We start from the raw sequence: 20,560 nt of genomic DNA on the forward strand, positions 1-20,560 counted from the left end.
TTTTATTTAACAATGTGACCCAATTGTAGCGTTAAATCGACAGCCATGTTCGTTACTATTTCAAAGATAGTGATTCAGAAACCTAAAACAACTGCTTTTGGTCTTCTGAAAAACTTTCCGACTGCTGCACAAACCCTTTTACAAATTTTTTGGCGCTGTCATCGTCCATACCTTCGTAGTGATCAAGAATGTATTTGCGGTCTTCTTCTATTTCTTTATGATACCCAGTAATTTTTGGCACGTTTTCTTGAACACTGAGGCGAACACAACGAATTTCTACATTCTCAGGGTCCTTTAGAACTGCTTGCTCCAAGAGGTCTCTCCCTTCCTTGAAATAATTTTTTTTATCCTTAAAACCGTCGGCGTATCGGGCCATCATCGCAGTCACGGCCCCTTTGTAAGCCACCAATGTACTTTGGTCGTTATTGGCGACCGAACTCAAGTCATCATAGAGTTTTTTTAATACCTGCTCACTTTCAGCTGCCTCTATGTAGGCCTGCCTTACCTGAACAATATCAGGGGCTGTGCTCGGCAGCCATAACATTAATAAGAAAAGTACCGCTTTAAAATTCATTAGGCTACTATTTTGAATGTTGCACTCAATTTTAATGCCATTGTTTCCTCAAAACTAACAGTGGTCTTGACCTTGACCAACCCTTCGTTTTCAGAGATATTCAGTTGAAGGTCAATGGCCTCATTTTTTTCAGGATTAATGATAGCCATAAATTTTACATTGGATGCGGTGGTAAGAAAAAGATCTTGACCCATTTGCTCTTCGGTCAATTCTTTTATCATTTGAATCATACATACACCTGGCATTACAGGATTGCCGGGAAAATGACCTTCAAAAACTTCGTGGTCTTTATTTAATTTTACTTTGGCATTCAGCGTATTTTCTTCTGTGTTCGTTTCGATTACCGAATACAATCCTTCTATCAACATGTTCTATAGTTTAAATTTATATGCAGCGCCAATTTGAAAAACGCCGTTAAGATTACTGCCCGGTTCTTCGTAAAGGTCGTCGGCTCCTAAAAAATCAACACTTATGGTGCCTTGTTTATAACGGGCTTCCAGAGCTAAGCCAAAGGGGAATTCATAACCCAAGCCTCCCAACACCACCACATCTAATGGCGATATTTCGTCGTCGATGTTGAAGTTGGTGAAATTGACAAAATTGTTCTTCAGATTAATGTCAATACTAAGGCCAATTATAAAATGGAATCCGTTTAATGGGGTAACATAGAACTTGTTGGGCACCCCGATGGAAAGATAGTGAATGTTCACATCGCCATATTCTTCTGAATTCGATTCGCCTCCCTGTTCGGAATAAAGAATTTCCGGTAGCAAAGTATAGTAATCGGTAATGGGAATTTTAACAAAGCCCCCCACATAAATTCCGGTTTTAGAATCAAGGGTGGTCTTGCTGATGGTAGAGTTATTCCACCCGCCTTTGATACCCGGTCTCACTTGAGAGTGGCAGGTGGCAGTAAATACAAATAATATTATCAAAGCCTTTACCAAGTTCATGGGAGCGCCGTTAATGTGATTTTTAGTTGAATATTCTCGTGGGTAATATTGATTTGGCCGGCAAAATCGTTCTCTATGTTTGCAAAATGATGTTTTACAATCACCTTACCGTTTCTAGTCCTAACAATATCCTTTAAGTCTTCGCTATCAAAATAAAAATAGTGCTTTTTAGAAAGTATGTTGGTCTCGATCAAACGATTATTTGTCTTGCTGAATACCTGTTCTACTGCGGGCTTTTCGAGTACCAAGGCTTTTAAGTCTCGTTTAAGAATATTGATCAGTATTTTCTTGTCGAGCTCTTTAAGTATTCGATTGACAGTAAAGCCGTTTTGTTGAAAACTAAAATCGAACAATGTATTGCCCATTTCAGTAGTGAATAATATTCGATGCGTTTTCTCCCCTAATTTCTTGATAATAAAAAGGCCTCCTATTTTATTGCCCAAGGCATCGATGTTAGCCTTGTAGACGTAATCTTTATCTGGGTTGGAGAAATAAGGGTTAAGTACGTTTTGAGGTGGAGTTTCTTTTGTAACCACCTTGAAATTGTTTTTTTTCGGATAGGAAGCACAACCAAAAATCAAAAGAAAGCAGATACTACTGAGAAAAATCCGCATTGGAAAGGGCTTCGTTCGTTTTTCTATTGTGAAACTCGATTCTTGTAAAATCTCCGGATGGCTCGATCATCTTTACCTGCACCACTTCTCCCTTCTTGTCGAAACGAATGTGAAAGGCATTGATGAATTCTGAAAATTGGGGGTCTTTGGGTGAAAAATGCACCAAGTCGGACTCGGTATCGGTGAAAAATTTCATTGAAAATTCCTCTTCATCGAACATATCTCCCCTAATACTGGATGCAATCAAGCGATTAAGCCTTTCGAAGAGCTTGCTGCCACCCACATCTAAATTACTTTTATTACCATCGTCGTTGATGAATATGGTACGGTCTTTAAAAACTATTGAATAGTTGTAAGGCTTGGTATATTGCCATTTGACCATATCGGGAGCTTTAAATTTCAACACGCCACTTGATTCGATATCATTCGATAAAAAATCGATATGCTTGAACTGTGTAAAATCGCTAGAAATGGTTTGCGTGGCATCAGCCAATTTTTTGACTTTTGCTTTTAGCGCTTCTGATTGGGTGGAATTCATTTCAGTTTGTGCTTCAGCCAAATTGCTCCACAGAGCAAGTGATGCGCATAATAAAACGAGCCCTTTTTTAGAAGTATTAGGAATAATCCATTTGATTTTTTTGATCATGGTACTAAACATAGGCTCTAATTTCCAGCAATTGGTCAACGGTGACCGACTGTAGTTTTTTATCCTTCAAAAATACCAATAACCGTTCCAAAACGGCTATGCTTTTGCTACTGGTATCATGTAAAAGTATAATGTCGCCCTTAGCCACTTTTGAAACAATTCGATTGTAGACCATATTTTCAGAACGGGGCGTAGTGTCTAGCGAACGTACATTCCAGCCAATTGATTTCAACTGAAGCTCTTCGACCACCTTTTCTATTGAGGGGTTGGTAACCCCGAACGCCGGCCGATACAAATCCATCTTTCGGCCGCTTAATCGCTGTACGGTCTCTTTTGCTTTTTGAAGCTCATTTTTGACTTCTTCCACCCCAAAAAAACCAAATGAACGTGAATGCGTAAAAGTATGGTTTCCGATGGTATGTCCTTCATCAATAATACGCTCAAGTATTGATGGATGAGCCTCTATTTTTTCGCCGATACAAAAGAAAGTTGCCTTTGCCGAATATTTCTTTAAGAGATCGAGCACCTGTGGTGTAAATTCAGGATCAGGGCCATCGTCAAAAGTAATGGCTACCCAATCATGTGGGGTTTTTTTGTTGGAATGATAAGAAGTCAGGTGAAAATTCCACTGTATGAAAAAAGACCCGCTGAGCGTTACCAGAAACCAAGCGATAACTATAAGGGCATACCAATACCAACCTATCGCATAAAATGAATCAAGAACAATCAATGCTACCAGTAGAACAACCGTGGTAGGATAGATTACCCTTCTTCTAATCAAACGGCTTAACATTTTTTCAGTAAGGTGAGACTGTGGTTTTCCCCTCTGTATTGATTGTAGATCAAAATGGTTTGTGGAGCTTCTTTTGAAGAATCACCCAACTGCACCACTTGAGGAACAAAACCATGTTTCAGAATTTTGTTGGCCAGCCAAAAGCCAAATCCGGAAGCCGTATCAAATTCACCTGATAAATGTTTGAAATAAGCCTTCGGGGTATTCTTAAAAGACTCTTGTGATAAGGCTTCGTAATAAGTATCAAATTCCACATCACCGTTATAACCCAAAATCAGCAAATCGATGTCATCGGAGGTCATTTCTTGTTCTTTCAAAAAAGACAAGGCTTCCTTCTCAATTTCATCACGTTCAAGAGAATTAAATGTCCTTATACCCAACAATTCGGAATAAGCGTTTTCCCCTTTTTTATTGGATACCACAAAAAAATGCGATCCCTCGGAAAAGATGGCTCCTTTTGAACCACTGTCTAAAATAGACATGGTTTCTACCGGGTCTTTTTTTATATGGCCTATAAGGCGATGGGTACTGACATGGTGTTCTACCAACTCATCGACCCCACCGGTCAAAATGGTACTTGCTTCATCATTCATTAGTTGCATATGGGCATCTAACAGTGCGGACTCAAATGAAATAGATGAATGTACATAGGTGAAATTATGCCCTTTACAGCCCATTCCCAAGGCGATTTGTCCTGCAACGGTGTTGTGCGAAGATTGTATAAATCGGGTAGGGGTAAGAAACTGTTCGTTGTTATCGATTATATCGCTAACAAACTTTTCGGAATCACCGATACAGCCCAAACCAGTACCAACGATAATGGCATCGACCTCCGATTCTTCAGTATTCGCTTCCGTAAGGGCATTTTTGGCGCTAACGGTACTCATTTTTATTCCTTTGGCCATTCTTCGGGCGGCCGCAGGCGGAATAAAATCTTTATAGTTCGGGTCGATAACCCTTGTTACGGTCTCATTATAAGTAACCACCTTGTTTAAAAAACTGGTATTGTCATAGGTTTTTTGGGCTGAAACCGAACCTACACTACGTATGTACACCTTATTTTTCATTGATTCTTTGAGAAAATAAGAGTGGAACAATTACCTCCGAAACCGAACGAATTAGACAATACGGTATGCAAGCTTTTTTCTTTTTTTTCCGTAACCGGAGTAAGATCAAACTCTTTCATTGGAGTTTTGAAATTCAAGTTGGGAAATATGACATTATGCTGTAATGCCAATACGGAATAAACCGCTTCAACCCCTCCAGCCGCGGCCAATGTATGGCCCGTAAACGATTTGGTCGAACTAAATTCGGGGACATTTTCGCCAAAAATTCGAATTAACGCTCTGCCTTCCGAAAGATCGTTGTTAGGTGTTGCCGTACCGTGCGCGTTAACATAATCAACTTCCTCAGGCTTTAAGTCGGCTACTTCCAATGCTTTTTGCATGGCGAGTACCGCACCATCGCCATTTTCGGAAGAGGCGGTTTGGTGAAAGGCATCGTTGGCATTGCCGTATCCCTTTACAAATGCCAATGGCTTTTTATTTTTCTTGGCAACCAACTCATCGGATTCCAATACAAGATAGGCAGCGGCCTCCCCTAAATTAAGTCCCTTTCGGTCGTCATCAAAAGGAGTGCTAAATGTATCGGATAAAATCATCAATGTTTTAAATCCATTGATGGTGAATTTTGAAAGACTATCGGTGCCACCAACAACCACTCGGTCTAACTGCCCTGATTTGATCATTCTGGCACCCAACATAATGGCGTTGGCAGCAGATGAACATGCGGTGCTTATAGTGGTCACAAAACTTTTTTCTAGACCTAGGTATTTGGCAATTTTGTTGGTTGAATCACCCGCATGCAAGCCAGTAATATGTTGACGCACTTTTGGGTTATCGGTGTAGTCGTAGAAATATTGCTCCGACTTATCCATTCCGCCAACGGTCGTGCCTGAAATCAGTCCGGTCTTAAACTCATTAACGTCGGTTATTCCGGCATTTTCCAATGCTTCTCTTGCTGCTATGGCACCAATCAGAACCGTTCGCGACCATTGGTCCGCTTCTATTTTTAACTGATTTTCTAAATCTGAATTGGTTCCGGAAATTTCACCGACCATTATTTCATTTTCATGAATGGTAGTGATTTGGGTAATTCGGTCAATACCGATTTTATTGGTAGAGAGCGACTGGTAATTTTCTGCTACATTGTTACCAATGGCAGAAATGATACCCATTCCGGTTATTGCTACCCCTTTACCCATCGTTTTAGTTTACGGAACTTAGCCGTGTGAGAATTTATCGGCTTCTATTGGCTTCTATATAAGTGGCCATGGTCTGAACTGATTCGAAAATCTTTCTTCCCTCTTTTGGGTCGGCCAATTTAATACCGTAATCTTTATCAAGCATTACGATCAGCTCAAGGGCATCGATAGAATCTAACCCCAAACCTTCGCCAAAGAGCGGGTCATTATCCTGAATCTCATCTACTGCAACGTCTTCAAGGTTAAGTTGCTCTATGATTTTCTCTTTCAGCTGTTGTTTTAACTCACTCATTGGTATTGATATAATCTTGTTATTTCTTCTTTTGTATGTACTGTAGAACCATTCTTGGTCACTAAATACATAAATGCTTCATATTTATCTTTATCTACATCGACCCAACCACATAATACAGAGTCTGCCTTTTTCGAATCAATAAGGCTTGCGCCGTATTCATACAAATAATCTGCATTGAATTGATCAAAGATAAAAAAACTATTTTCAGAATATAGTTTATGTCTTATGCTAATTTCTCCGATGCAAATATTGGGCAGGGTGTATACAAATACTGCCGGACTCGGATAAAAATTAGAACTGTCGCTAATCGATTCTTGGTACTTTCGGTCGGTATCGAGACTGGATGCCCTGTTTGAAAGAACTATAGCTATGTTGCTGCCCTCTTCAGGCATTTCTATTGACTTTAGCAAAACTTCGGAAGCCATGAAGGCCAACTTGCTCAGACCATCCATCTTAAAAAACTTTGGATAATCAGTTTGAAAGTTTTGGTAGGCCGATTTAAGAAAGGTGTTGAGGTCAACGGCTTCATTTTCATATACCAAACTGCCATTGAGCGAAATGGCATTGTTTTTTACATGGCAATAATTTGATATGAAGTACGTGTTCTCCAATTTTCAATAATCACTTTTTTTTACAGACCAACATGGTATGAAATTCCCCAACGGCAATTTCTTCTTTTAAAGTAAGGCCAGCTGCACCAATCAATTCTATAAACTCAACCGCTTTGTACATTTTACTATTTCCGTTAGCCAAAGCCGTAAAGTATAAAGACGTGGCTTCTAAAGTAAAGCGAGCATTGTCAAATTTTTGTCTATCAGTAAAGGTTTCGATAATAATGAGCTCAGTTTCAGCATCCATGGCATTCTTACAGATGGTTAGAATCTTGAGGATCTCCTTTTTTGAGAAACAATCTAAGAACTGGCTCATCCAAATGGTATCGGCTCCTTCGGGAATAGTTGGATCTTCTGAGAGCCAATCGATTTTCTGTCCCGAAATACGATTTTCAAGTCCTTTTTGTTTGGCATTTCCCAAAGCCTTTGATAATTGACCGGGCAAATCAAAAATTTTGATAGATACGTCGGGGTTATATTCAGCGCAAAGTATGGCAAATTTTCCTGTATTGCCACCTATGTCAAAAAGGGTTTTTGGCTGGTGCCTAAAAACCTTAGGTAGGGCCTCCCCGAAAATTTCGTCGCTATAAAAATGGTCAAAAGCGAACCATGATTGTTGAATTTGCTCTGGTAATTTAGAAAGACCTTCATAAATGGTCGGCCAATCACCTAATTCTTTAAGACCAGCGGGCTTGCCAGTCGCTATGGCTTCTGGTAAATGATAAAGGCCTTGATAGCAAACGTCTTGCGTAAAATTGAGATTGGCTTCCGTCATCTTATGATAGTTTAGAAAGTATCCGATTTTGGTCAAATCGTAGTTGCCTTCACTATCTTGATCAACAATATCCATACTTTCGGCTACCTCCAGCAGAACACTTAGTCCGTATTCAGTTATATCAAGAGCTTCAGAAAGTTGATTTAATTTGGTGTTGCTTTCTCTGCTGTGCTCAAAAATATAGTCCAAAACACCTAGCTTCCGTAAAGATACCGTCGTTTGAAACACAAAGGGGGCAAATGCAATCTTCTGGGCTTCTTCAAGCGCCTGAATAGCCTTCATAGGTTTTTTGGCCATTTTTATGTAAATCTATTGGTGGGCAAATTTAGGGATTGAAGACCAATTAGAAAACCAATGTTAAAATATTAGATGGAAAGGGTTAGCTATTCAATTTTTTAAAGAGAACAGCGGTGTTCGACCCACCGAAGCCAGAGGCAGTTTTCAAAAAGATATTCAAGGTTTTTTCCGTTGTGTCTTTAATAATGTTCAAAGGGCGTGACACCCCCATTTCTTGAAAGCCCAAAGAAGCGTATAAAGTGTTATTCTTTAACGAATGCATGCCTACAATTGTTTCGAGAAGGCCTGAAGCACCCAAGGTATGCCCAAAGTAACCTTTTAAACTGTTTAAAGGAACTTCGCTAAGACCTGATCGGTCAAAAGCAATCGATTCCATTTCATCATTATAGGGGGTAGCCGTACCATGGGCCGAAATGTAATCTACCTGATTGGCTGAAATAGCAGCTTCTTTCATTGCCGATTCGATGCTTCGATGAAGACCTTCACCCGTTCTTGAAGGCCCTGAAATATGATTGGCATCGTTGCAAGAGGCATCACCCATAACTATTACTGATTCTTCAACAGCCAATGAATGGTCATTAGTGACCAATACGCTTGCTGCTACTTCACCGATGTTGATTCCCGACCGTGTTTGGCAATAAGGCCTACAGGGCAAATCGCTCAAAGCCTGAAAAGCATTAAAGCCTGAGATGATGAATTGCGTTACCAAATCACCCGCTACCACAAAAACGTGGTCAAATTTGTCTTGTTTTATCAGTCTTTTGGCCACGGAAATCGCCAAGACACCTGAAACACAGGCATTCGATAAAACTATAGGTTCAGTCTCAAAGTGAAAGAAATTTTTAAGCTGTGCTGCCAGCTCACCTAAATAAGCTCGATTTTCGTTAAATGAAGAATTGGGGTCTAAAGCATCGATATTGCCTTTCGTGGTCGAAACAATCAGCCCTACGCGCTCATTCAAAGGGTGTTCAAATGACTTTAAGGTATCGCTGAGCGACGCGATCATCATTTTTTCAAGCTTTGTATACTTTTGACGGGTGCCCAATTTTGAATAGGAACTTTCAAGAAGGCCCACATCAATCATAGATGAGTAAAAAGGACGATCAAGTATATCTTGATCTATTATTTTCTCTAGTCCTGATTCTTTCTTGGAAATTTTATCAACAACAGTAGCGCTGTCAAAACCAAGAGATGAGATAATATTGTTATATGAAATGATAGGGTTATTCATCAAGTAGGCCCACTTTAATTTTCCAGTCCCTAAAAAAATCGGGTAGGGTCAATGATAATTCGCCTCCCAGTTCCACAAAAACCTGAACGGTTTCCCCAGTACAGACCACTTGACCTTCAGGGTTTAATATTTGATACCTGAAAACCATTTTGGCGGCGGCCGAATCAATGTAGGTAGCCTTTACTTTAACTACATCGCCGTAAGCCAGTGGTAGCTTATGCTCACATTTAGAGGCTACTATGGGTGTAGAAAAATTATGGGCTTTTTGGTCTAAGTACGAAATACCATGATGTCTGCCGAAAGCTTCACGAGCATCTTCAAAAAACTGTATGTAATTGCCGTGCCATACAATGCCCAATGGGTCGCACTCTGAGAACCGCACTCTTACTTCACTCGTGTAACTTAATTCTTTTGATGTTTCAGACGGCATTTTTTCTCTCATTATAGAAGATGGAAATTCCTGTGGTGATTAAGAAAAACAAAAATAGCAAAGCAATTTCGGGAAGCAGTTCAATAATACCCACATTTCTTAAAAATACATCGTAGAATGCGTTCAAGCCCCAATTCATTGGTGATATGCCCGATAGAACCTGCATGAATTTGGGCATGGCAAATACAGGTACCCAAACCCCGCCCAAAGCGGCCAGTATAACGACAAAAGTAGCACCGAATGGGGCTGATTGTTCTTGAGATTTGGCAATGGTGCCCAAGAGAAGCCCCAGGCCAACAGCTGCCAGACCGGCAAAAAATGCGACCAAAAATAGAAATGAAAGCTTGCCCGCGACCGATAATTGCGGAAGACCTAATAATGGAAAAAGGTACACCCCGACAATTAACATCAAAGCGAACTGAATAAGTGCGACACTTAAAAACACAATGGTTTTACCACCAAGTACCGTAGCATACGACACAGGGTTCGTACGTAAGCGAACGAACGTGCCCAAATTCTTTTCTTTTACCATGTTGATGGAAAGGGGCAGAATGATAAAGAATATGGCAAAAAGCGTCCATGCCGGAATGTTGTGCTGTGTTGAATTTGGGATGACATTGTTTTCGGAAACACTGCCCGGCGCAATTTCTTTAAAGGTGATAAAAGGTTGGGTATCGAATATTTTTTCTTGTGGGTCATCGGTCAATTCTTCTTGAAATGCCTTATAAATAGATTCCGTTTCGATTTTGGAAACCATTTGGTCAATACCACTTTTTATAGCATTTCTAAATGAGATCTGTGTCGCGGGATCAAAGTAAAGTTTTACCTCTTTAGGCTCTATAATTGATTTGGCTAAGGGAATGTTCTCTTCTTCCATGCCAAATCGGTCCAAAATGCCCGATACATTTTCCTCAACTTTCTGTTTTAGGTTTTTAGATAGATTTTGAGGTATGACAATCGCTAGCTGATAATCGCCATTTTGCACCAATGCTTCCGCCTTCTCTTCTGTTGGTTGGGCAATTACTTCAAATTGATCGCTTGTTTTTAAGTTCTCTTGAATGTTTTTGGAAACAGTGCCTTGGTCTAAATCAACCAATAAAATAGGGATTTTAGATTCTTTAAGGGTTTTAAAAGTGCCGTCTTGTATTACGGTAATAGTTATTACCAAAAGTAGGGGCATAAGAAAAAGAATGGCCAGACCCCCGAAATCTCTGGTAAGCAGTAAAAATTCTTTATTTGCTGAGGCCCAAAGTTTATGCATAATCCCTCAGTGCTTTTCCAGTTCTTGCCAAAAATACCTCTTCAAGATTTTCGGCTTCTTTGTGCTCTTTTATCAAGGTTTTAGGCTCTCCTTTGCAGATAATTTCTCCCAAATCTATAATGGCGATATGCGAGCAGAAATTTTCTGCTTCGTTGAGGTGATGAGAGGTATAGAGTATGGTGGTACCTTTCTGGTTAAGTTCTTTGAGGTAATTGATAATAGCATTTTTTGATTGCACATCAACACCAACGGTAGGTTCATCTAAAAACAACACTTTCGGTCGATGTAGTATGCCAGCAATTAAATTCACCCTCCTTTTCATTCCTCCAGAAAATGTGTGCACTTTTTTATTAGCAAAAGTGCCAAGGCCCAATATTTCTAGATGTTCTTCGATTTTTGAATGAAGTGCCGACCCTTTAAGACCATACATACTTCCGAAGTACTTTAAATTTTCGAATGCGGTCAAAGAGGGATATAATGCATATTCCTGGGGTACGATTCCGATTATCTGTTTGAGCTGTTTCATTTCGTTCTGATAACTCAAACCATCGATGGTAAATGAACCGGAAGTAGGCTTCAACAAAGAACTGAGCATTGAAATTAGCGTAGTCTTTCCTGCACCATTCGGACCTAATATGCCAAAAATCTCCTTTTCGTAAATCGTAAGATCTAAATTGCGAACCGAATACCGATCGGCATCCTTATATTTTTTTGAAAGTTGGCGAATTTCAATCATACGGCTTTTCGTAAGGCCTTGAAAAAGGCTTCTTCCCGATTGGCAATTTCGTTCAATTGGTTCGAAATCGACTCATAACCAACGGCTTCTCCGTTTCTATTTTTGTAGATGCGTGAGGCTTCTAAAGCGAAATCTCTCCAAGAATCCCCGATTTGGGTCATTTCCTTGGAAAAATCCTTTAAGCTCTCATTTTCGAGAACTTCGCTGGCCTCTTGCAAGAAAGCAGCATAAATATAGCGAAAACCGCCACCGCCGGTACCTATTTCCTCCTGCATTCTAACAATCTGGCCTAAATAGTGATTGGCTTTTTTTGCGCCCAATTTTTTGGGCCACGATTTTATATTCTTGGCGACCCATCGCATGGCCCGTACGCCAACTATCGGAGCGGGGGCGACCATGTCGCGGCAGGTATGTTTGATACCCTTAACAATGGCACTCTTCAGTTCAAGTTTTTCAGGAAAGGAAATTGGATAATACATATGGCCTTTTGGGGCAAACGCGCCTTTTGCAAAGCGAACTTTTTCCAATTGCTTGTCAGTTAAAGTAGTGACATCGGCCATAACTGGATCGCTGATCAAATAGTCATCTCCTTCTTTTCCATAGACCACCATATTATGGGCGTTGAAATGAAAACGATACTCATCAGGAAAGTAGATCAGGTTGTAAACACCCACTTGAAGACCTACCGGATTGTCTTTGGCCAAATTCTCATCAAGTCTGGCCTTGGCCTTCTTGGGGTCGCTAAACTTTTCCCTTTTAACCTTCACGCCGACCCTTTTGGCAAACCTGTTGAACACAAAACCTGGCATGGCCCGGTACGTAAAAACAGGGGCATAGTTGACCTTGATAAAGGGCAGATAGCTGAATAAAAGGCCTGACCCGATACCGAAAACCATAGGTTCGCTTACCTCAAAGCCATTGTGTCTCATTAAGTTTGATACCACTCCGTTTTCGCAATGTGCAGATTGCTTATGGGTAAAGTCGATTTGCATTATGAGTTTTTTATATGCTGTAATTCATCTATGCCAATTTCAAAAACGTCGGCATATTTCTGTAAAATTTTGGTAGATAATTTCTTGAAGACGGATGGTTTGAAGTGTCTTTTGACTTTCCATTGCCATAGCCCCACATAGCTGGCCAAAATAGGAAGATCCATTTTATGCAGTTCCATATAGTACTCAATAGGGCTTGTTTCGTTATTGAGAACTCTTTGTCTGGCATCTTCGACCCGCTCTTCAATTTCTTTCATGGCATTGTCGAGAGCAATGGTCTTGGGTTCCCAGCCTGTACTCAATTCGGTGACATAGTTGCCATTTTCATCCACCGCATAGACCATATCTTTAATATTGGCCTTTTGTAATTGACTTTTGTCTTGTGGTACCTCTTTTTTTTTCATTTTCAATCAAGTATCAGCTTCATTTTCTGCCGTGGGGTAGTCAATTCTGGTACTGTTTCAAGTATAATCTTAAGCTCCGATAACCATTATCGGTTATACTTCATGTATTAAAAAATTAAAGGTACAATCTACGATTAAATCATCATTTCTAAAAGTGGAAGAAGTAATGGTACAAACGCTCATACTCCCGGTGTCGAAGCGGGAGAGTAATTTGGCCTTGGTGACCAACAGGTCGTTTACTTTTGGTAGTGCTTTGATCTCGACTTTTTTAATGGCACTAATGTAGCCGACCAGCTTATTTCCCGAACCTTCTAAGTCTTCATCGTCGAAATAACTTTGCCCAACGATAGCCGTGCTTGCCTGTGCAGCATTCTCGATAAGACCAGCTTCGGACAAATAACCCTTCGCATTTAAAAAAATGCAATTGTCACTGATTTCAAAATGGGTTATGACCGAATCTTCATCTAGGTACGGGGTTACCGTAGCCATAAGCATCGGGGGTCGATGCGGTAAAAAGTTTTTGATATTGATGTCGTAACGGGCCTTTTTCATCTACTGTTTGGCCAAGGCCGTTTTCATTTCACTGGTAGCCAAGAGAGTTCCTTCGCACTCAATCTTGGCCTTTACCAAAGTAACATCCATAATGTCATGAAGAATATCAACTGTGGTAACCAAGGTTTGGTCAACCTTTGGCAGTTTTAAGACTTCGGTTGACTTAATGGCACCTATATAACCGGTTGGCGCAGGTTTGTTCAATAAAAAGTACTTGTAACCTGTATGAAGTGCGATGGTTTGGGCCATATTCTCGATAAGACCTGGAGCTGTGAAAAAATCTTCACGTACCAAAATGTTGTTTTGCCTGATGGTATAATGCGAAACCAATCTTTTTTCATCGTATTCTACCAGTGAATCGACCATTACGAAAGGTGTCTTTTGAGGTATCAGTGACAAAAGAAACTCACCTTCTGCGATATGGTTTTCAGATGAAGTCATTAACAAACGGTCAAATACGCGTACATATAGGAGAATCGGGCACTTTCAGGTACGTGAAAAAGTATTTTATCACCTTTCTTCAGTTTGCCGGAAGCAACTAATTCTTCAAGCATTACATAAATAGATGCAGCCCCTATATTACCTACATTCTGTAGGTTTAAAAACCATTTGTCCCAAGGCATTTCTATACCTTGTTCTTTCATTTCGTCGTATAAGCCCTGCTTGAAGTAATATGAAGAAATATGAGGTAGATAGTAATCGACATCTTCTGGACCGATACCGTGTTTTTCATAAGTCATTTTAAGACTATGAACACCTTTTTTTAGAATGTTGTCACCCAAAAGGCGGGTATCTTGCTTCATGGCAAAAAGGGATCTTTGACCCCATTCTTCGGCGGGAAATTCACTCCATGGAGTCAAGGTTCCGTTTTCTTCTTTGTCGGCACCGGCGTACATACAGGTTTCCATTTCAAAGGCGTAGCTGTAGCCATCCATCCACTCGATTTTCAAAGGAGTATTGCCTTTGGGTTCGCTTTCTAAGAGAACTGCACCTGAACCGTCTGATAGCATCCATCTTAAAAATTCTTTGTTGAAAGCCAAAATAGGGCTCTCTTCCAGATTTTTAAGGTGCTCGACTTCGTTCTGAAAAACCCTTTCCTTCATCCATGAAGAGGTGCGTTCAGAACCTGCACACGCTGCATTTTTAGTTTCACCGGCCTTCACTGACAAATACCCGTATTTAAGAGCGTTCATTCCCGAACAGCAGGCACCGGATGCAGAATTGATTTCCATATTACGGTTTTTTAAAAAACCATGAACCATACTGGTGTGCGAGGGTAATATTTGATCGGGGCTAGAGGTGCCGCAAGAAAGCAGTTCAATGTCTTGAACAGTAAAATTTTCGTCGCAGAGACCCTCTACCGCCGCTGCCGCTAATTGAGCATTATTATGTGTGGTTTCGCCCTTTTCGTCTATGGCGTAATATCTTGTTTTTATTTGATTGTTTCGGAGTACAATTCTTCTAGCTTTAGAGGCCCGACCGTCAATGATTCCAAGCTTTTCTTCCATTTGATCATTGTCTACCGGCTCATTGGGTAAAAATTTGGAAATTCTCGTGATGTAAACGTCCTTCATCAATTTTCATTTAATGCAACGGAAGAATAATAGATTCGTTCTCTCTTCCTTTTGGGGGTCATGGGCAAATAAGTCAGCAAAAATACGATAAAAACTATAGGAGCTATGACCCAAATAGCAAATAACAAATAATATTTGAACAAACCAATCCATTTCAAACGATTGGGATTTCCCTGTCCTCCTTTTTTGATCAGGAAGTTGGCCCATTTTGAAAATAGAACGTTGCCGCGTTCATCGGTTCGCACTAGATAGGGGTTGACCCGAACGGCGTCTAGTTGAAGTAATTTATCTTGTAAGTCGTTAAAGCTATCGCTTAGAAGCGCTTCTCTAATTGGTGCACCAAATCGATTGGCCTTGGCAATTTCAGTGTCGGAAACCCCCGGTTTTGGAAAGATGCCGAACAAGCGATCTTTTTTGCCGTTGATCATCCAATGCTGTATGGTAATAACACTTATGTGGTTGATGTGCCTATCTACAAGTGCGATGTGCCCAACTAGATGGGCGTTAAGTGATTTTAAGTGTATCTTGATTTTTTCTTGGGCCTGGATCCACATATTTCTGCAGGCCACCAAAGTTACCACCGGGGTGTCTTTGAACAATTTTTTAGCGGTATCTGATTTAAGAAACGAGCTGATAGGTCTTGAGGGGGTCAAGAACCAAACTTGGTAGCCCAAAATGATCAAGTCGTATTTCTTACTAAGAATTTTTTCGCTTGGCTGGTTGGTTTCTTGAGGAATCTGCAAATACGATTCCGGAAAAACATCGTAGAACTCTTCATTTTTCCAAGGGAAATCATAGGCTGGTTCCGGAACTATTCTGTGGTAATCGATATTGATATTTTCTCCCCCAAGGGTCGATTCAACATTTTTTAAAATATCGTGTAATTGGCCCGTTTGGGTAAAGTAAATAATGAGAACTTCTTTCATTCTTTTTTAAGGTCTTTCCAAAAGTCGAAAAAATTAAACCATTGTAGGGGGTATTTTTTAATAATCCACTCCATACTTTGTGTGTACTCGTTCAAAAGACCTTGTGCATCACGAGCCTTGAAGTTAGCTTTTCGGGCATACAAGCTATAATGCTTTCGGGTCTCTTTCATTACATATACAAATAATACGGGCATATTAAGACGAGAGGCCAACAAATAAGGCCCCAACGGAAATTCGGCTTCTTTGCCAAGCAAACTCGCCTTTAAAGTTTTGGTGCCTGGCAGGTATCGGTCTCCGGTAAATACTACCAAACCGCCTTTGTCTAGTGCCGAGTGAATTTCAAAGATGTGCGACATGTCATCTTTGACCAAAATGAAATCAAGTTGCGATTTCACCACGATACTATCCATATAATCAAGTATGCTCTGCTGCTCGTCACGGGTGGTGACCATACTGATCTTGTTGATATTATACCTGTTTTCAAGAAAGTAATGGGCAATTTCAAAGTTGCCAACATGACCACTGATGAGAATACCGCCTTGACCTTCTTTTAAAAGGTCGTCAATATACTTAATACCGTCGTGTGTGTAGGTGAATTTCTCTCTTAGGCCGGTAGATATGGCAACTCTATCAATTAAAATTCTCCCCAGGGTATAATAGCTACTATAAATGTTAAGAATGCTTTTCACTGGAGAATATCCTAATCTCTTATGAAAATATTGGTAGATGCATTTAGAGCTTTTGAACGAAAAAAGAAAATAGTAGAAAGCGACAAATCGGAGTACAAAATAAGCGACACCTATGCCTAGTTTTCTTAGAAGAAAAATAAAAATCTTATAGCCCAGTAGGTTGCCCCTTGATTGTCCCTCCCATTCAGCCATTTATGTATCGGTATTTGGCCTAACTGTGCCTTTGTAAGGTATGTAGATACTAAAAACTGTATTTGCTATAAGCTGGCTACCTCTGGCCCTGGTCATCTTTGTTTGGGTTTTGGTATAGGGTATTGAAGAATTTTAGAAGTAAATTTAAGCCAATTTCTTTTCTATTAGGTCATAGAAATTTTGAAGTGTGTGTACGTTCACAAAGTCTTCGCCCACTAATTTAACTCCAAAGTTACTTTCAACGGCCACGACTAAATCAACGAAGTCTAGGCTATCTAAGTCTAAGGCATCTTTAAGGTTGGCCTCAGGTCTGATCTCATCCTCATCTACTTCAAATTCATCGATGAGAAAAAGGTTAATCTTCTCAACAATCTCTTCTTTGGTCAATGTCATCTCTCACTTGCTTTTTTAAGTATCAGTGCCGAATTTGTTCCGCCAAATCCGAATGAGTTGGACAAAAATACATCAATTTTTTTGTTTAAGGTTTTCTTAACAATATTTAATTTCCCCGAATCTTCATCAGGGTTTTCAAGATTGATATTAGGTGCTATGAACGAATTTTCCATCATAATCAACGAGTAGATAATTTCGCTTGCTCCTGCCATCCAACACTCATGTCCTGTCATCGATTTGGTAGAACTAACGTAGGGGTTGCTCTTTCCAAACACCTCAAAAATAGCCTTTGCTTCATTGGCATCGCCGACAGGGGTCGAGGTTGCATGGGCGTTTACGTAATCTACCTCTGAAGCTTGCATTTCGGCATCTACAAGTGCACGTTGCATTGCCCGCGCCGGGCCGTCAACATTGGGGGTGGAGATATGATCGCCATTTGACGAAAAGCCATAGCCCACAATTTCAGCAATAATTGGAGCGCCCCTTTTTACGGCAGACTCATAGCTTTCAATGATTAAAGTGGCACCACCGCCACTGGGTACTAGGCCATTTCGGTCTTTGTCAAAAGGTTTTGATGCCTTTTCAGGATTGTCAATATTCGTAGCGAAAACTCCTAAGCCATCAAAACTGCCCATAGCCTCTTGATTGATTTCTTGGGCCCCACCGGCAATTATGCAATCTTGTAGACCACTCTTAATAAGGTGATAGGCCAAACCAACCGAATGGGATCCACTGGCACAGGCAGCACTAATGGTTAAATTGATGCCCCTCAGTTTAAAAATGGTCGAAAGGTTCATGGTAACCGTAGAGTTCATGGCCTTGAAAATAGCGCCTGAACCCACTAGGGTGGTATCTCCTTTTTCTCGAATGATGTCAACGGATTCTACGGTTGCTTTAGCAGTACTGTCATTGCCATAAAGAATACCGACTTCATTTTGCTCTAAAAAACTATCATCGATTTTGGCATTTTTTAGGGCCTCAATGGTGGCCATATAAGCGTATTGGGCTTCTTGCCCCATACTTATGCGCTGTCTTCTCGAAAGTAATGATTTTAGGTCGGGTTCTTCAACAAAACCGGTAATAGGAGAGCGATAACCGAAAGAAGCACGGTCTGGATCATAAATGATTCCCGATTTTCCTTCATATAGCGAATTTTTTACTTCTTCAAGGTTTTTGCCGATGCACGAATAAATGCCCATGCCCGTAATAACTACTCTCCTCATTCTGTCACTGTAGATGTTTGGTATGCCAACCTAATATAATAAAGTTCTTGCTTCTAACGGGTTTTTAAACTGAAAATTGCTGACCTCTGAAATTGAAATGGCACCCGTATTTTGAATCTTTCAGAGGGTTCAAAATACAAAGTGCCAAAACCAATACCTGTTTTATGAGTAAATACCACCGTTGATATTAATGACCTCCCCCGTAATGTAACTCGATTTGCTCGATGCCAAGAATGATACGGCGTGTGCTACCTCTTCAGCGGTACCGAATCGGTTGGCCGGTATCATCTTTTTCAGCTCTTGTTCATTCAGCTCTTCGGTCATGTCGGTTTTTATAAAGCCGGGCGCCACTGCGTTTACCGTCACCTTTCTTTTGGCCACCTCTTGGGCCAAGGCCTTTGTAGCGCCTATCACGGCGCCTTTGGCTGCCGAATAGTTGGTTTGCCCAGGTGTGCCTTTTTGGCCCGATACCGAAACCATATTGATTATACGGCCATATTTATTGACCAGCAATTTTTGAATCAAGGCATTGGTAACATGGTAAAAACCATTAAGACTGGTCTCTATAACCTTTGACCAATCTTCTTTTGGCATCCACATAAAAAGCCCGTCTTTGGTAATACCCGCATTGTTGACCACAACTTCGATGACATCGTTAGGGTGGTCTTCGTGCCAGTTTTCCAATACATTCTTTACCTGCTCGCCATCAATAACATTAAATTGGATCAGTTCTCCGTTGCCGCCTACTTCCTCAACCATTTGCAAGGTTTCTTCGGCCGCACTGGCATTGCTGTTATAGTTGATGAGGATGTGATAATCTAGGTCTTTGGCCAATTGAACACAAATTGCACGGCCTATGCCGCGAGAACCTCCAGTGACCAAAGCATATTTTTTCTTTTCCTCTTTCATTCAATTATATGAGTATTTATTCTATTTAACGGAAGCAAAGGGCTCTGCATTCTGAAACCATTTATCGGCCAATAGTTTTCCGTTTTTATCGAGAAAGCCCCAGCCTTTCTTAGTTTTTACCCGAGCGAGACCGTCTATAAATCCTTTAGAGTCGTTTCCTGCCAAGAAAGCGAAGCCGGCAGTTATATCATATTCCAAGGGAATGACCTCTTTACCGGTAGTGTTGATGAAACCCCACATTTTCTCTTTCACAGGTGCCAGGCCATCTTCTGTAAAAACCTCTGCATCACGGTATTTCGGCTCAATGACCATTTCGCCTTTTTCGTTGATATATCCCCAGTTTTTGCCTTCAGCTACTGGGGCCAAGCCTTTTACGAAAGCACGGGCCTTATCATATTTAGGCTCTATGACCCATTTTCCGCTACTATTGACAAAGCCTATTTTCTTGTCTTTTCTGGCATAGGTCAGATTTGAGTTTTCATAAAAGCCCCATACTTTGTCGGCCCCTTCGATAGTATTAAAAGTGCCATTCGTGATGATTCCGTAAGAGCCACCTTTCATACCTTCTACACCATTCGGGTGGTATTCATTACCTATTTCTTCATATTCTACGGGAATGACCACTTTACCTTTGTTGTCAATCATGCCCCACAAATCACCTTTCTGAACTTTGGCGTGGCCATTTCTGAATTTTTTGATGGCATCGTAGGTTGGTTCTAGAATTACCTTGCCATTCGTGCCAATAAGCCCAATTTTGTCCCCTTGTCTATAAAGGGCAACGCCATCTTCAAAATCGTAATATTTTTCGGCCGAGGGAACTTCAAGTACTTTACCTGTTTTGTCGATATATTTCCATTCCCCATTTTCGGCTACCATGGCGTAACCTGAATCAAAATACTTTACTTTTTCATATTTGGGTTCAATGGCCCATTCGCCCGAAGGTTTTATATATCCCCATTTTTTGTCTTGAACTGCCGCCGCTAGGCCATTTGAGAAAGTTTTGGCCTCCTCAAAACTGGGTTGGATCGCATACTTGCCCGTTTTGTCGATATAACCAAATTTGCCATCTTCCCTAACCAAGGAAAGTTCTTGGGCGTAAACAATCACTGAATTCAGTGCTACTAATAACAGTAAAAAGCTTTTTGTTTTCATTGTGTTAAAAATTTAAAATAACTACGTGTTTCTTTTGTTCGAACCGAACGATAGCGGCGAAAAGAACGAATAGCT

General features: G+C 40.6%; 26 protein-coding genes. All 26 read right to left on the reverse strand.

The genetic code is table 11. The features are described from left to right. Positions 1 to 82: 82 nt before the first annotated feature. Entirely contained in the window at positions 83 to 574 is a 492-nt protein-coding gene (locus IL356_RS05955) for a hypothetical protein (RefSeq protein ID WP_121850347.1), read from the reverse strand. Further along, positions 574 to 942: a 3-hydroxyacyl-ACP dehydratase gene (locus tag IL356_RS05960; protein ID WP_121850346.1), complete on the reverse strand. Its 369-nt coding sequence runs from the start codon at positions 940 to 942 to the stop codon at positions 574 to 576. Before IL356_RS05960 ends, IL356_RS05955 begins: the two co-directional genes overlap by 1 nt. Before the next feature lie 3 nt (positions 943 to 945). Further along, positions 946 to 1,527, reverse strand: a complete 582-nt coding sequence (locus IL356_RS05965) for a porin family protein (protein ID WP_121850345.1) — start codon at positions 1,525 to 1,527, stop codon at positions 946 to 948. Beyond that, a complete protein-coding gene (locus IL356_RS05970; protein ID WP_240467923.1) occupies positions 1,524 to 2,063 on the reverse strand; it encodes a hypothetical protein in 540 nt (179 codons plus the stop codon). The genes IL356_RS05965 and IL356_RS05970 overlap by 4 nt, the downstream gene beginning before the upstream one ends. A gap of 58 nt (positions 2,064 to 2,121) precedes the next feature. Then, the gene (locus IL356_RS05975; RefSeq protein ID WP_225621397.1) at positions 2,122 to 2,787 is read right to left on the reverse strand and encodes a LolA family protein; all 666 of its coding nucleotides are present in this window, start codon (positions 2,785 to 2,787) and stop codon (positions 2,122 to 2,124) included. Positions 2,788 to 2,791: 4 nt separating this feature from the next. Beyond that, positions 2,792 to 3,580 (reverse strand): polysaccharide deacetylase family protein, encoded by a 789-nt coding sequence (locus tag IL356_RS05980; RefSeq protein ID WP_121850343.1) that lies wholly within the window; start codon positions 3,578 to 3,580, stop codon positions 2,792 to 2,794. Beyond that, a complete protein-coding gene (locus IL356_RS05985) occupies positions 3,574 to 4,647 on the reverse strand; it encodes a beta-ketoacyl synthase N-terminal-like domain-containing protein (RefSeq protein WP_121850342.1) in 1,074 nt (357 codons plus the stop codon). The genes IL356_RS05980 and IL356_RS05985 overlap by 7 nt, the downstream gene beginning before the upstream one ends. Beyond that, positions 4,644 to 5,843 (reverse strand): beta-ketoacyl-[acyl-carrier-protein] synthase family protein, encoded by a 1,200-nt coding sequence (locus IL356_RS05990; RefSeq protein ID WP_121850341.1) that lies wholly within the window; start codon positions 5,841 to 5,843, stop codon positions 4,644 to 4,646. Before IL356_RS05990 ends, IL356_RS05985 begins: the two co-directional genes overlap by 4 nt. A gap of 34 nt (positions 5,844 to 5,877) precedes the next feature. Beyond that, a complete protein-coding gene (locus IL356_RS05995) occupies positions 5,878 to 6,135 on the reverse strand; it encodes a phosphopantetheine-binding protein (RefSeq protein WP_121850340.1) in 258 nt (85 codons plus the stop codon). After that, a complete protein-coding gene (locus tag IL356_RS06000; RefSeq protein WP_121850339.1) occupies positions 6,132 to 6,749 on the reverse strand; it encodes a 3-oxoacyl-ACP synthase in 618 nt (205 codons plus the stop codon). The genes IL356_RS05995 and IL356_RS06000 overlap by 4 nt, the downstream gene beginning before the upstream one ends. 10 nt (positions 6,750 to 6,759) lie before the next feature. Then, positions 6,760 to 7,821 (reverse strand): methyltransferase, encoded by a 1,062-nt coding sequence (locus IL356_RS06005; protein WP_121850338.1) that lies wholly within the window; start codon positions 7,819 to 7,821, stop codon positions 6,760 to 6,762. Positions 7,822 to 7,903: 82 nt separating this feature from the next. Beyond that, complete coding sequence (locus IL356_RS06010; RefSeq protein WP_121850337.1) at positions 7,904 to 9,052, reverse strand: beta-ketoacyl synthase N-terminal-like domain-containing protein; 1,149 nt, start codon at positions 9,050 to 9,052, stop codon at positions 7,904 to 7,906. Next, entirely contained in the window at positions 9,045 to 9,482 is a 438-nt protein-coding gene (locus tag IL356_RS06015) for an acyl-CoA thioesterase (RefSeq protein WP_225621398.1), read from the reverse strand. Before IL356_RS06015 ends, IL356_RS06010 begins: the two co-directional genes overlap by 8 nt. Next, complete coding sequence (locus tag IL356_RS06020) at positions 9,472 to 10,743, reverse strand: ABC transporter permease (RefSeq protein ID WP_121850335.1); 1,272 nt, start codon at positions 10,741 to 10,743, stop codon at positions 9,472 to 9,474. Before IL356_RS06020 ends, IL356_RS06015 begins: the two co-directional genes overlap by 11 nt. Further along, a complete protein-coding gene (locus IL356_RS06025) occupies positions 10,736 to 11,479 on the reverse strand; it encodes an ABC transporter ATP-binding protein (protein ID WP_121850334.1) in 744 nt (247 codons plus the stop codon). The genes IL356_RS06020 and IL356_RS06025 overlap by 8 nt, the downstream gene beginning before the upstream one ends. Continuing rightward, positions 11,476 to 12,471: a BtrH N-terminal domain-containing protein gene (locus IL356_RS06030; protein WP_121850333.1), complete on the reverse strand. Its 996-nt coding sequence runs from the start codon at positions 12,469 to 12,471 to the stop codon at positions 11,476 to 11,478. The genes IL356_RS06025 and IL356_RS06030 overlap by 4 nt, the downstream gene beginning before the upstream one ends. Beyond that, positions 12,471 to 12,875 (reverse strand): hypothetical protein, encoded by a 405-nt coding sequence (locus tag IL356_RS06035; protein ID WP_121850332.1) that lies wholly within the window; start codon positions 12,873 to 12,875, stop codon positions 12,471 to 12,473. Before IL356_RS06035 ends, IL356_RS06030 begins: the two co-directional genes overlap by 1 nt. A 93-nt stretch (positions 12,876 to 12,968) precedes the next feature. Then, positions 12,969 to 13,427, reverse strand: coding sequence for an ABC transporter permease (locus IL356_RS06040; RefSeq protein WP_121850331.1), 459 nt, complete (start codon positions 13,425 to 13,427; stop codon positions 12,969 to 12,971). After that, positions 13,428 to 13,868: a hypothetical protein gene (locus IL356_RS06045; protein ID WP_121850330.1), complete on the reverse strand. Its 441-nt coding sequence runs from the start codon at positions 13,866 to 13,868 to the stop codon at positions 13,428 to 13,430. Further along, a complete protein-coding gene (locus IL356_RS06050) occupies positions 13,868 to 15,001 on the reverse strand; it encodes a beta-ketoacyl-ACP synthase III (protein ID WP_121850329.1) in 1,134 nt (377 codons plus the stop codon). The genes IL356_RS06045 and IL356_RS06050 overlap by 1 nt, the downstream gene beginning before the upstream one ends. Next, complete coding sequence (locus IL356_RS06055; RefSeq protein WP_121850328.1) at positions 15,001 to 15,927, reverse strand: NADPH-dependent FMN reductase family protein; 927 nt, start codon at positions 15,925 to 15,927, stop codon at positions 15,001 to 15,003. Before IL356_RS06055 ends, IL356_RS06050 begins: the two co-directional genes overlap by 1 nt. Beyond that, on the reverse strand, positions 15,924 to 16,808 hold the full coding sequence (locus tag IL356_RS06060; RefSeq protein ID WP_121850327.1) for an LpxL/LpxP family acyltransferase: 885 nt from the start codon (positions 16,806 to 16,808) through the stop codon (positions 15,924 to 15,926). The genes IL356_RS06055 and IL356_RS06060 overlap by 4 nt, the downstream gene beginning before the upstream one ends. A gap of 144 nt (positions 16,809 to 16,952) precedes the next feature. Next, positions 16,953 to 17,195, reverse strand: coding sequence for an acyl carrier protein (locus IL356_RS06065; protein WP_121850805.1), 243 nt, complete (start codon positions 17,193 to 17,195; stop codon positions 16,953 to 16,955). 2 nt (positions 17,196 to 17,197) lie between these two features. Beyond that, positions 17,198 to 18,424, reverse strand: coding sequence for a beta-ketoacyl-[acyl-carrier-protein] synthase family protein (locus IL356_RS06070; RefSeq protein ID WP_121850326.1), 1,227 nt, complete (start codon positions 18,422 to 18,424; stop codon positions 17,198 to 17,200). Positions 18,425 to 18,586: 162 nt separating this feature from the next. Next, positions 18,587 to 19,333 (reverse strand): 3-oxoacyl-ACP reductase FabG, encoded by a 747-nt coding sequence (gene fabG, locus IL356_RS06075; protein ID WP_121850325.1) that lies wholly within the window; start codon positions 19,331 to 19,333, stop codon positions 18,587 to 18,589. Between the two features lie 21 nt (positions 19,334 to 19,354). Next, positions 19,355 to 20,485 (reverse strand): WG repeat-containing protein, encoded by a 1,131-nt coding sequence (locus IL356_RS06080; RefSeq protein ID WP_121850324.1) that lies wholly within the window; start codon positions 20,483 to 20,485, stop codon positions 19,355 to 19,357. Between the last annotated feature and the right edge of the window lie 75 nt (positions 20,486 to 20,560).

Origin of the sequence: Euzebyella marina (assembly GCF_014855515.1) — a bacterium.
GTDB classification, from domain to species: domain Bacteria; phylum Bacteroidota; class Bacteroidia; order Flavobacteriales; family Flavobacteriaceae; genus Euzebyella; species Euzebyella marina.

Excerpts from the sequence above, each read along its gene's own strand:
- IL356_RS05955 (WP_121850347.1), bottom strand. The coding sequence starts at position 574 with ATGAATTTTAAAGCGGTACTTTTCTTATTAATGTTATGGCTGCCGAGC.
- IL356_RS05960 (WP_121850346.1), bottom strand. The coding sequence starts at position 942 with ATGTTGATAGAAGGATTGTATTCGGTAATCGAAACGAACACAGAAGAA.
- IL356_RS05965 (WP_121850345.1), bottom strand. The coding sequence starts at position 1,527 with ATGAACTTGGTAAAGGCTTTGATAATATTATTTGTATTTACTGCCACC.
- IL356_RS05975 (WP_225621397.1), bottom strand. The coding sequence starts at position 2,787 with ATGATCAAAAAAATCAAATGGATTATTCCTAATACTTCTAAAAAAGGG.
- IL356_RS05980 (WP_121850343.1), bottom strand. The coding sequence starts at position 3,580 with ATGTTAAGCCGTTTGATTAGAAGAAGGGTAATCTATCCTACCACGGTT.
- IL356_RS05985 (WP_121850342.1), bottom strand. The coding sequence starts at position 4,647 with ATGAAAAATAAGGTGTACATACGTAGTGTAGGTTCGGTTTCAGCCCAA.
- IL356_RS05990 (WP_121850341.1), bottom strand. The coding sequence starts at position 5,843 with ATGGGTAAAGGGGTAGCAATAACCGGAATGGGTATCATTTCTGCCATT.
- IL356_RS05995 (WP_121850340.1), bottom strand. The coding sequence starts at position 6,135 with ATGAGTGAGTTAAAACAACAGCTGAAAGAGAAAATCATAGAGCAACTT.
- IL356_RS06005 (WP_121850338.1), bottom strand. The coding sequence starts at position 7,821 with ATGGCCAAAAAACCTATGAAGGCTATTCAGGCGCTTGAAGAAGCCCAG.
- IL356_RS06010 (WP_121850337.1), bottom strand. The coding sequence starts at position 9,052 with ATGAATAACCCTATCATTTCATATAACAATATTATCTCATCTCTTGGT.
- IL356_RS06015 (WP_225621398.1), bottom strand. The coding sequence starts at position 9,482 with ATGCCGTCTGAAACATCAAAAGAATTAAGTTACACGAGTGAAGTAAGA.
- IL356_RS06020 (WP_121850335.1), bottom strand. The coding sequence starts at position 10,743 with ATGCATAAACTTTGGGCCTCAGCAAATAAAGAATTTTTACTGCTTACC.
- IL356_RS06025 (WP_121850334.1), bottom strand. The coding sequence starts at position 11,479 with ATGATTGAAATTCGCCAACTTTCAAAAAAATATAAGGATGCCGATCGG.
- IL356_RS06030 (WP_121850333.1), bottom strand. The coding sequence starts at position 12,471 with ATGCAAATCGACTTTACCCATAAGCAATCTGCACATTGCGAAAACGGA.
- IL356_RS06035 (WP_121850332.1), bottom strand. The coding sequence starts at position 12,875 with ATGAAAAAAAAAGAGGTACCACAAGACAAAAGTCAATTACAAAAGGCC.
- IL356_RS06040 (WP_121850331.1), bottom strand. The coding sequence starts at position 13,427 with ATGAAAAAGGCCCGTTACGACATCAATATCAAAAACTTTTTACCGCAT.
- IL356_RS06045 (WP_121850330.1), bottom strand. The coding sequence starts at position 13,868 with ATGACTTCATCTGAAAACCATATCGCAGAAGGTGAGTTTCTTTTGTCA.
- IL356_RS06050 (WP_121850329.1), bottom strand. The coding sequence starts at position 15,001 with ATGAAGGACGTTTACATCACGAGAATTTCCAAATTTTTACCCAATGAG.
- IL356_RS06055 (WP_121850328.1), bottom strand. The coding sequence starts at position 15,927 with ATGAAAGAAGTTCTCATTATTTACTTTACCCAAACGGGCCAATTACAC.
- IL356_RS06060 (WP_121850327.1), bottom strand. The coding sequence starts at position 16,808 with ATGGCTGAATGGGAGGGACAATCAAGGGGCAACCTACTGGGCTATAAG.
- IL356_RS06070 (WP_121850326.1), bottom strand. The coding sequence starts at position 18,424 with ATGAGGAGAGTAGTTATTACGGGCATGGGCATTTATTCGTGCATCGGC.
- fabG (WP_121850325.1), bottom strand. The coding sequence starts at position 19,333 with ATGAAAGAGGAAAAGAAAAAATATGCTTTGGTCACTGGAGGTTCTCGC.
- IL356_RS06080 (WP_121850324.1), bottom strand. The coding sequence starts at position 20,485 with ATGAAAACAAAAAGCTTTTTACTGTTATTAGTAGCACTGAATTCAGTG.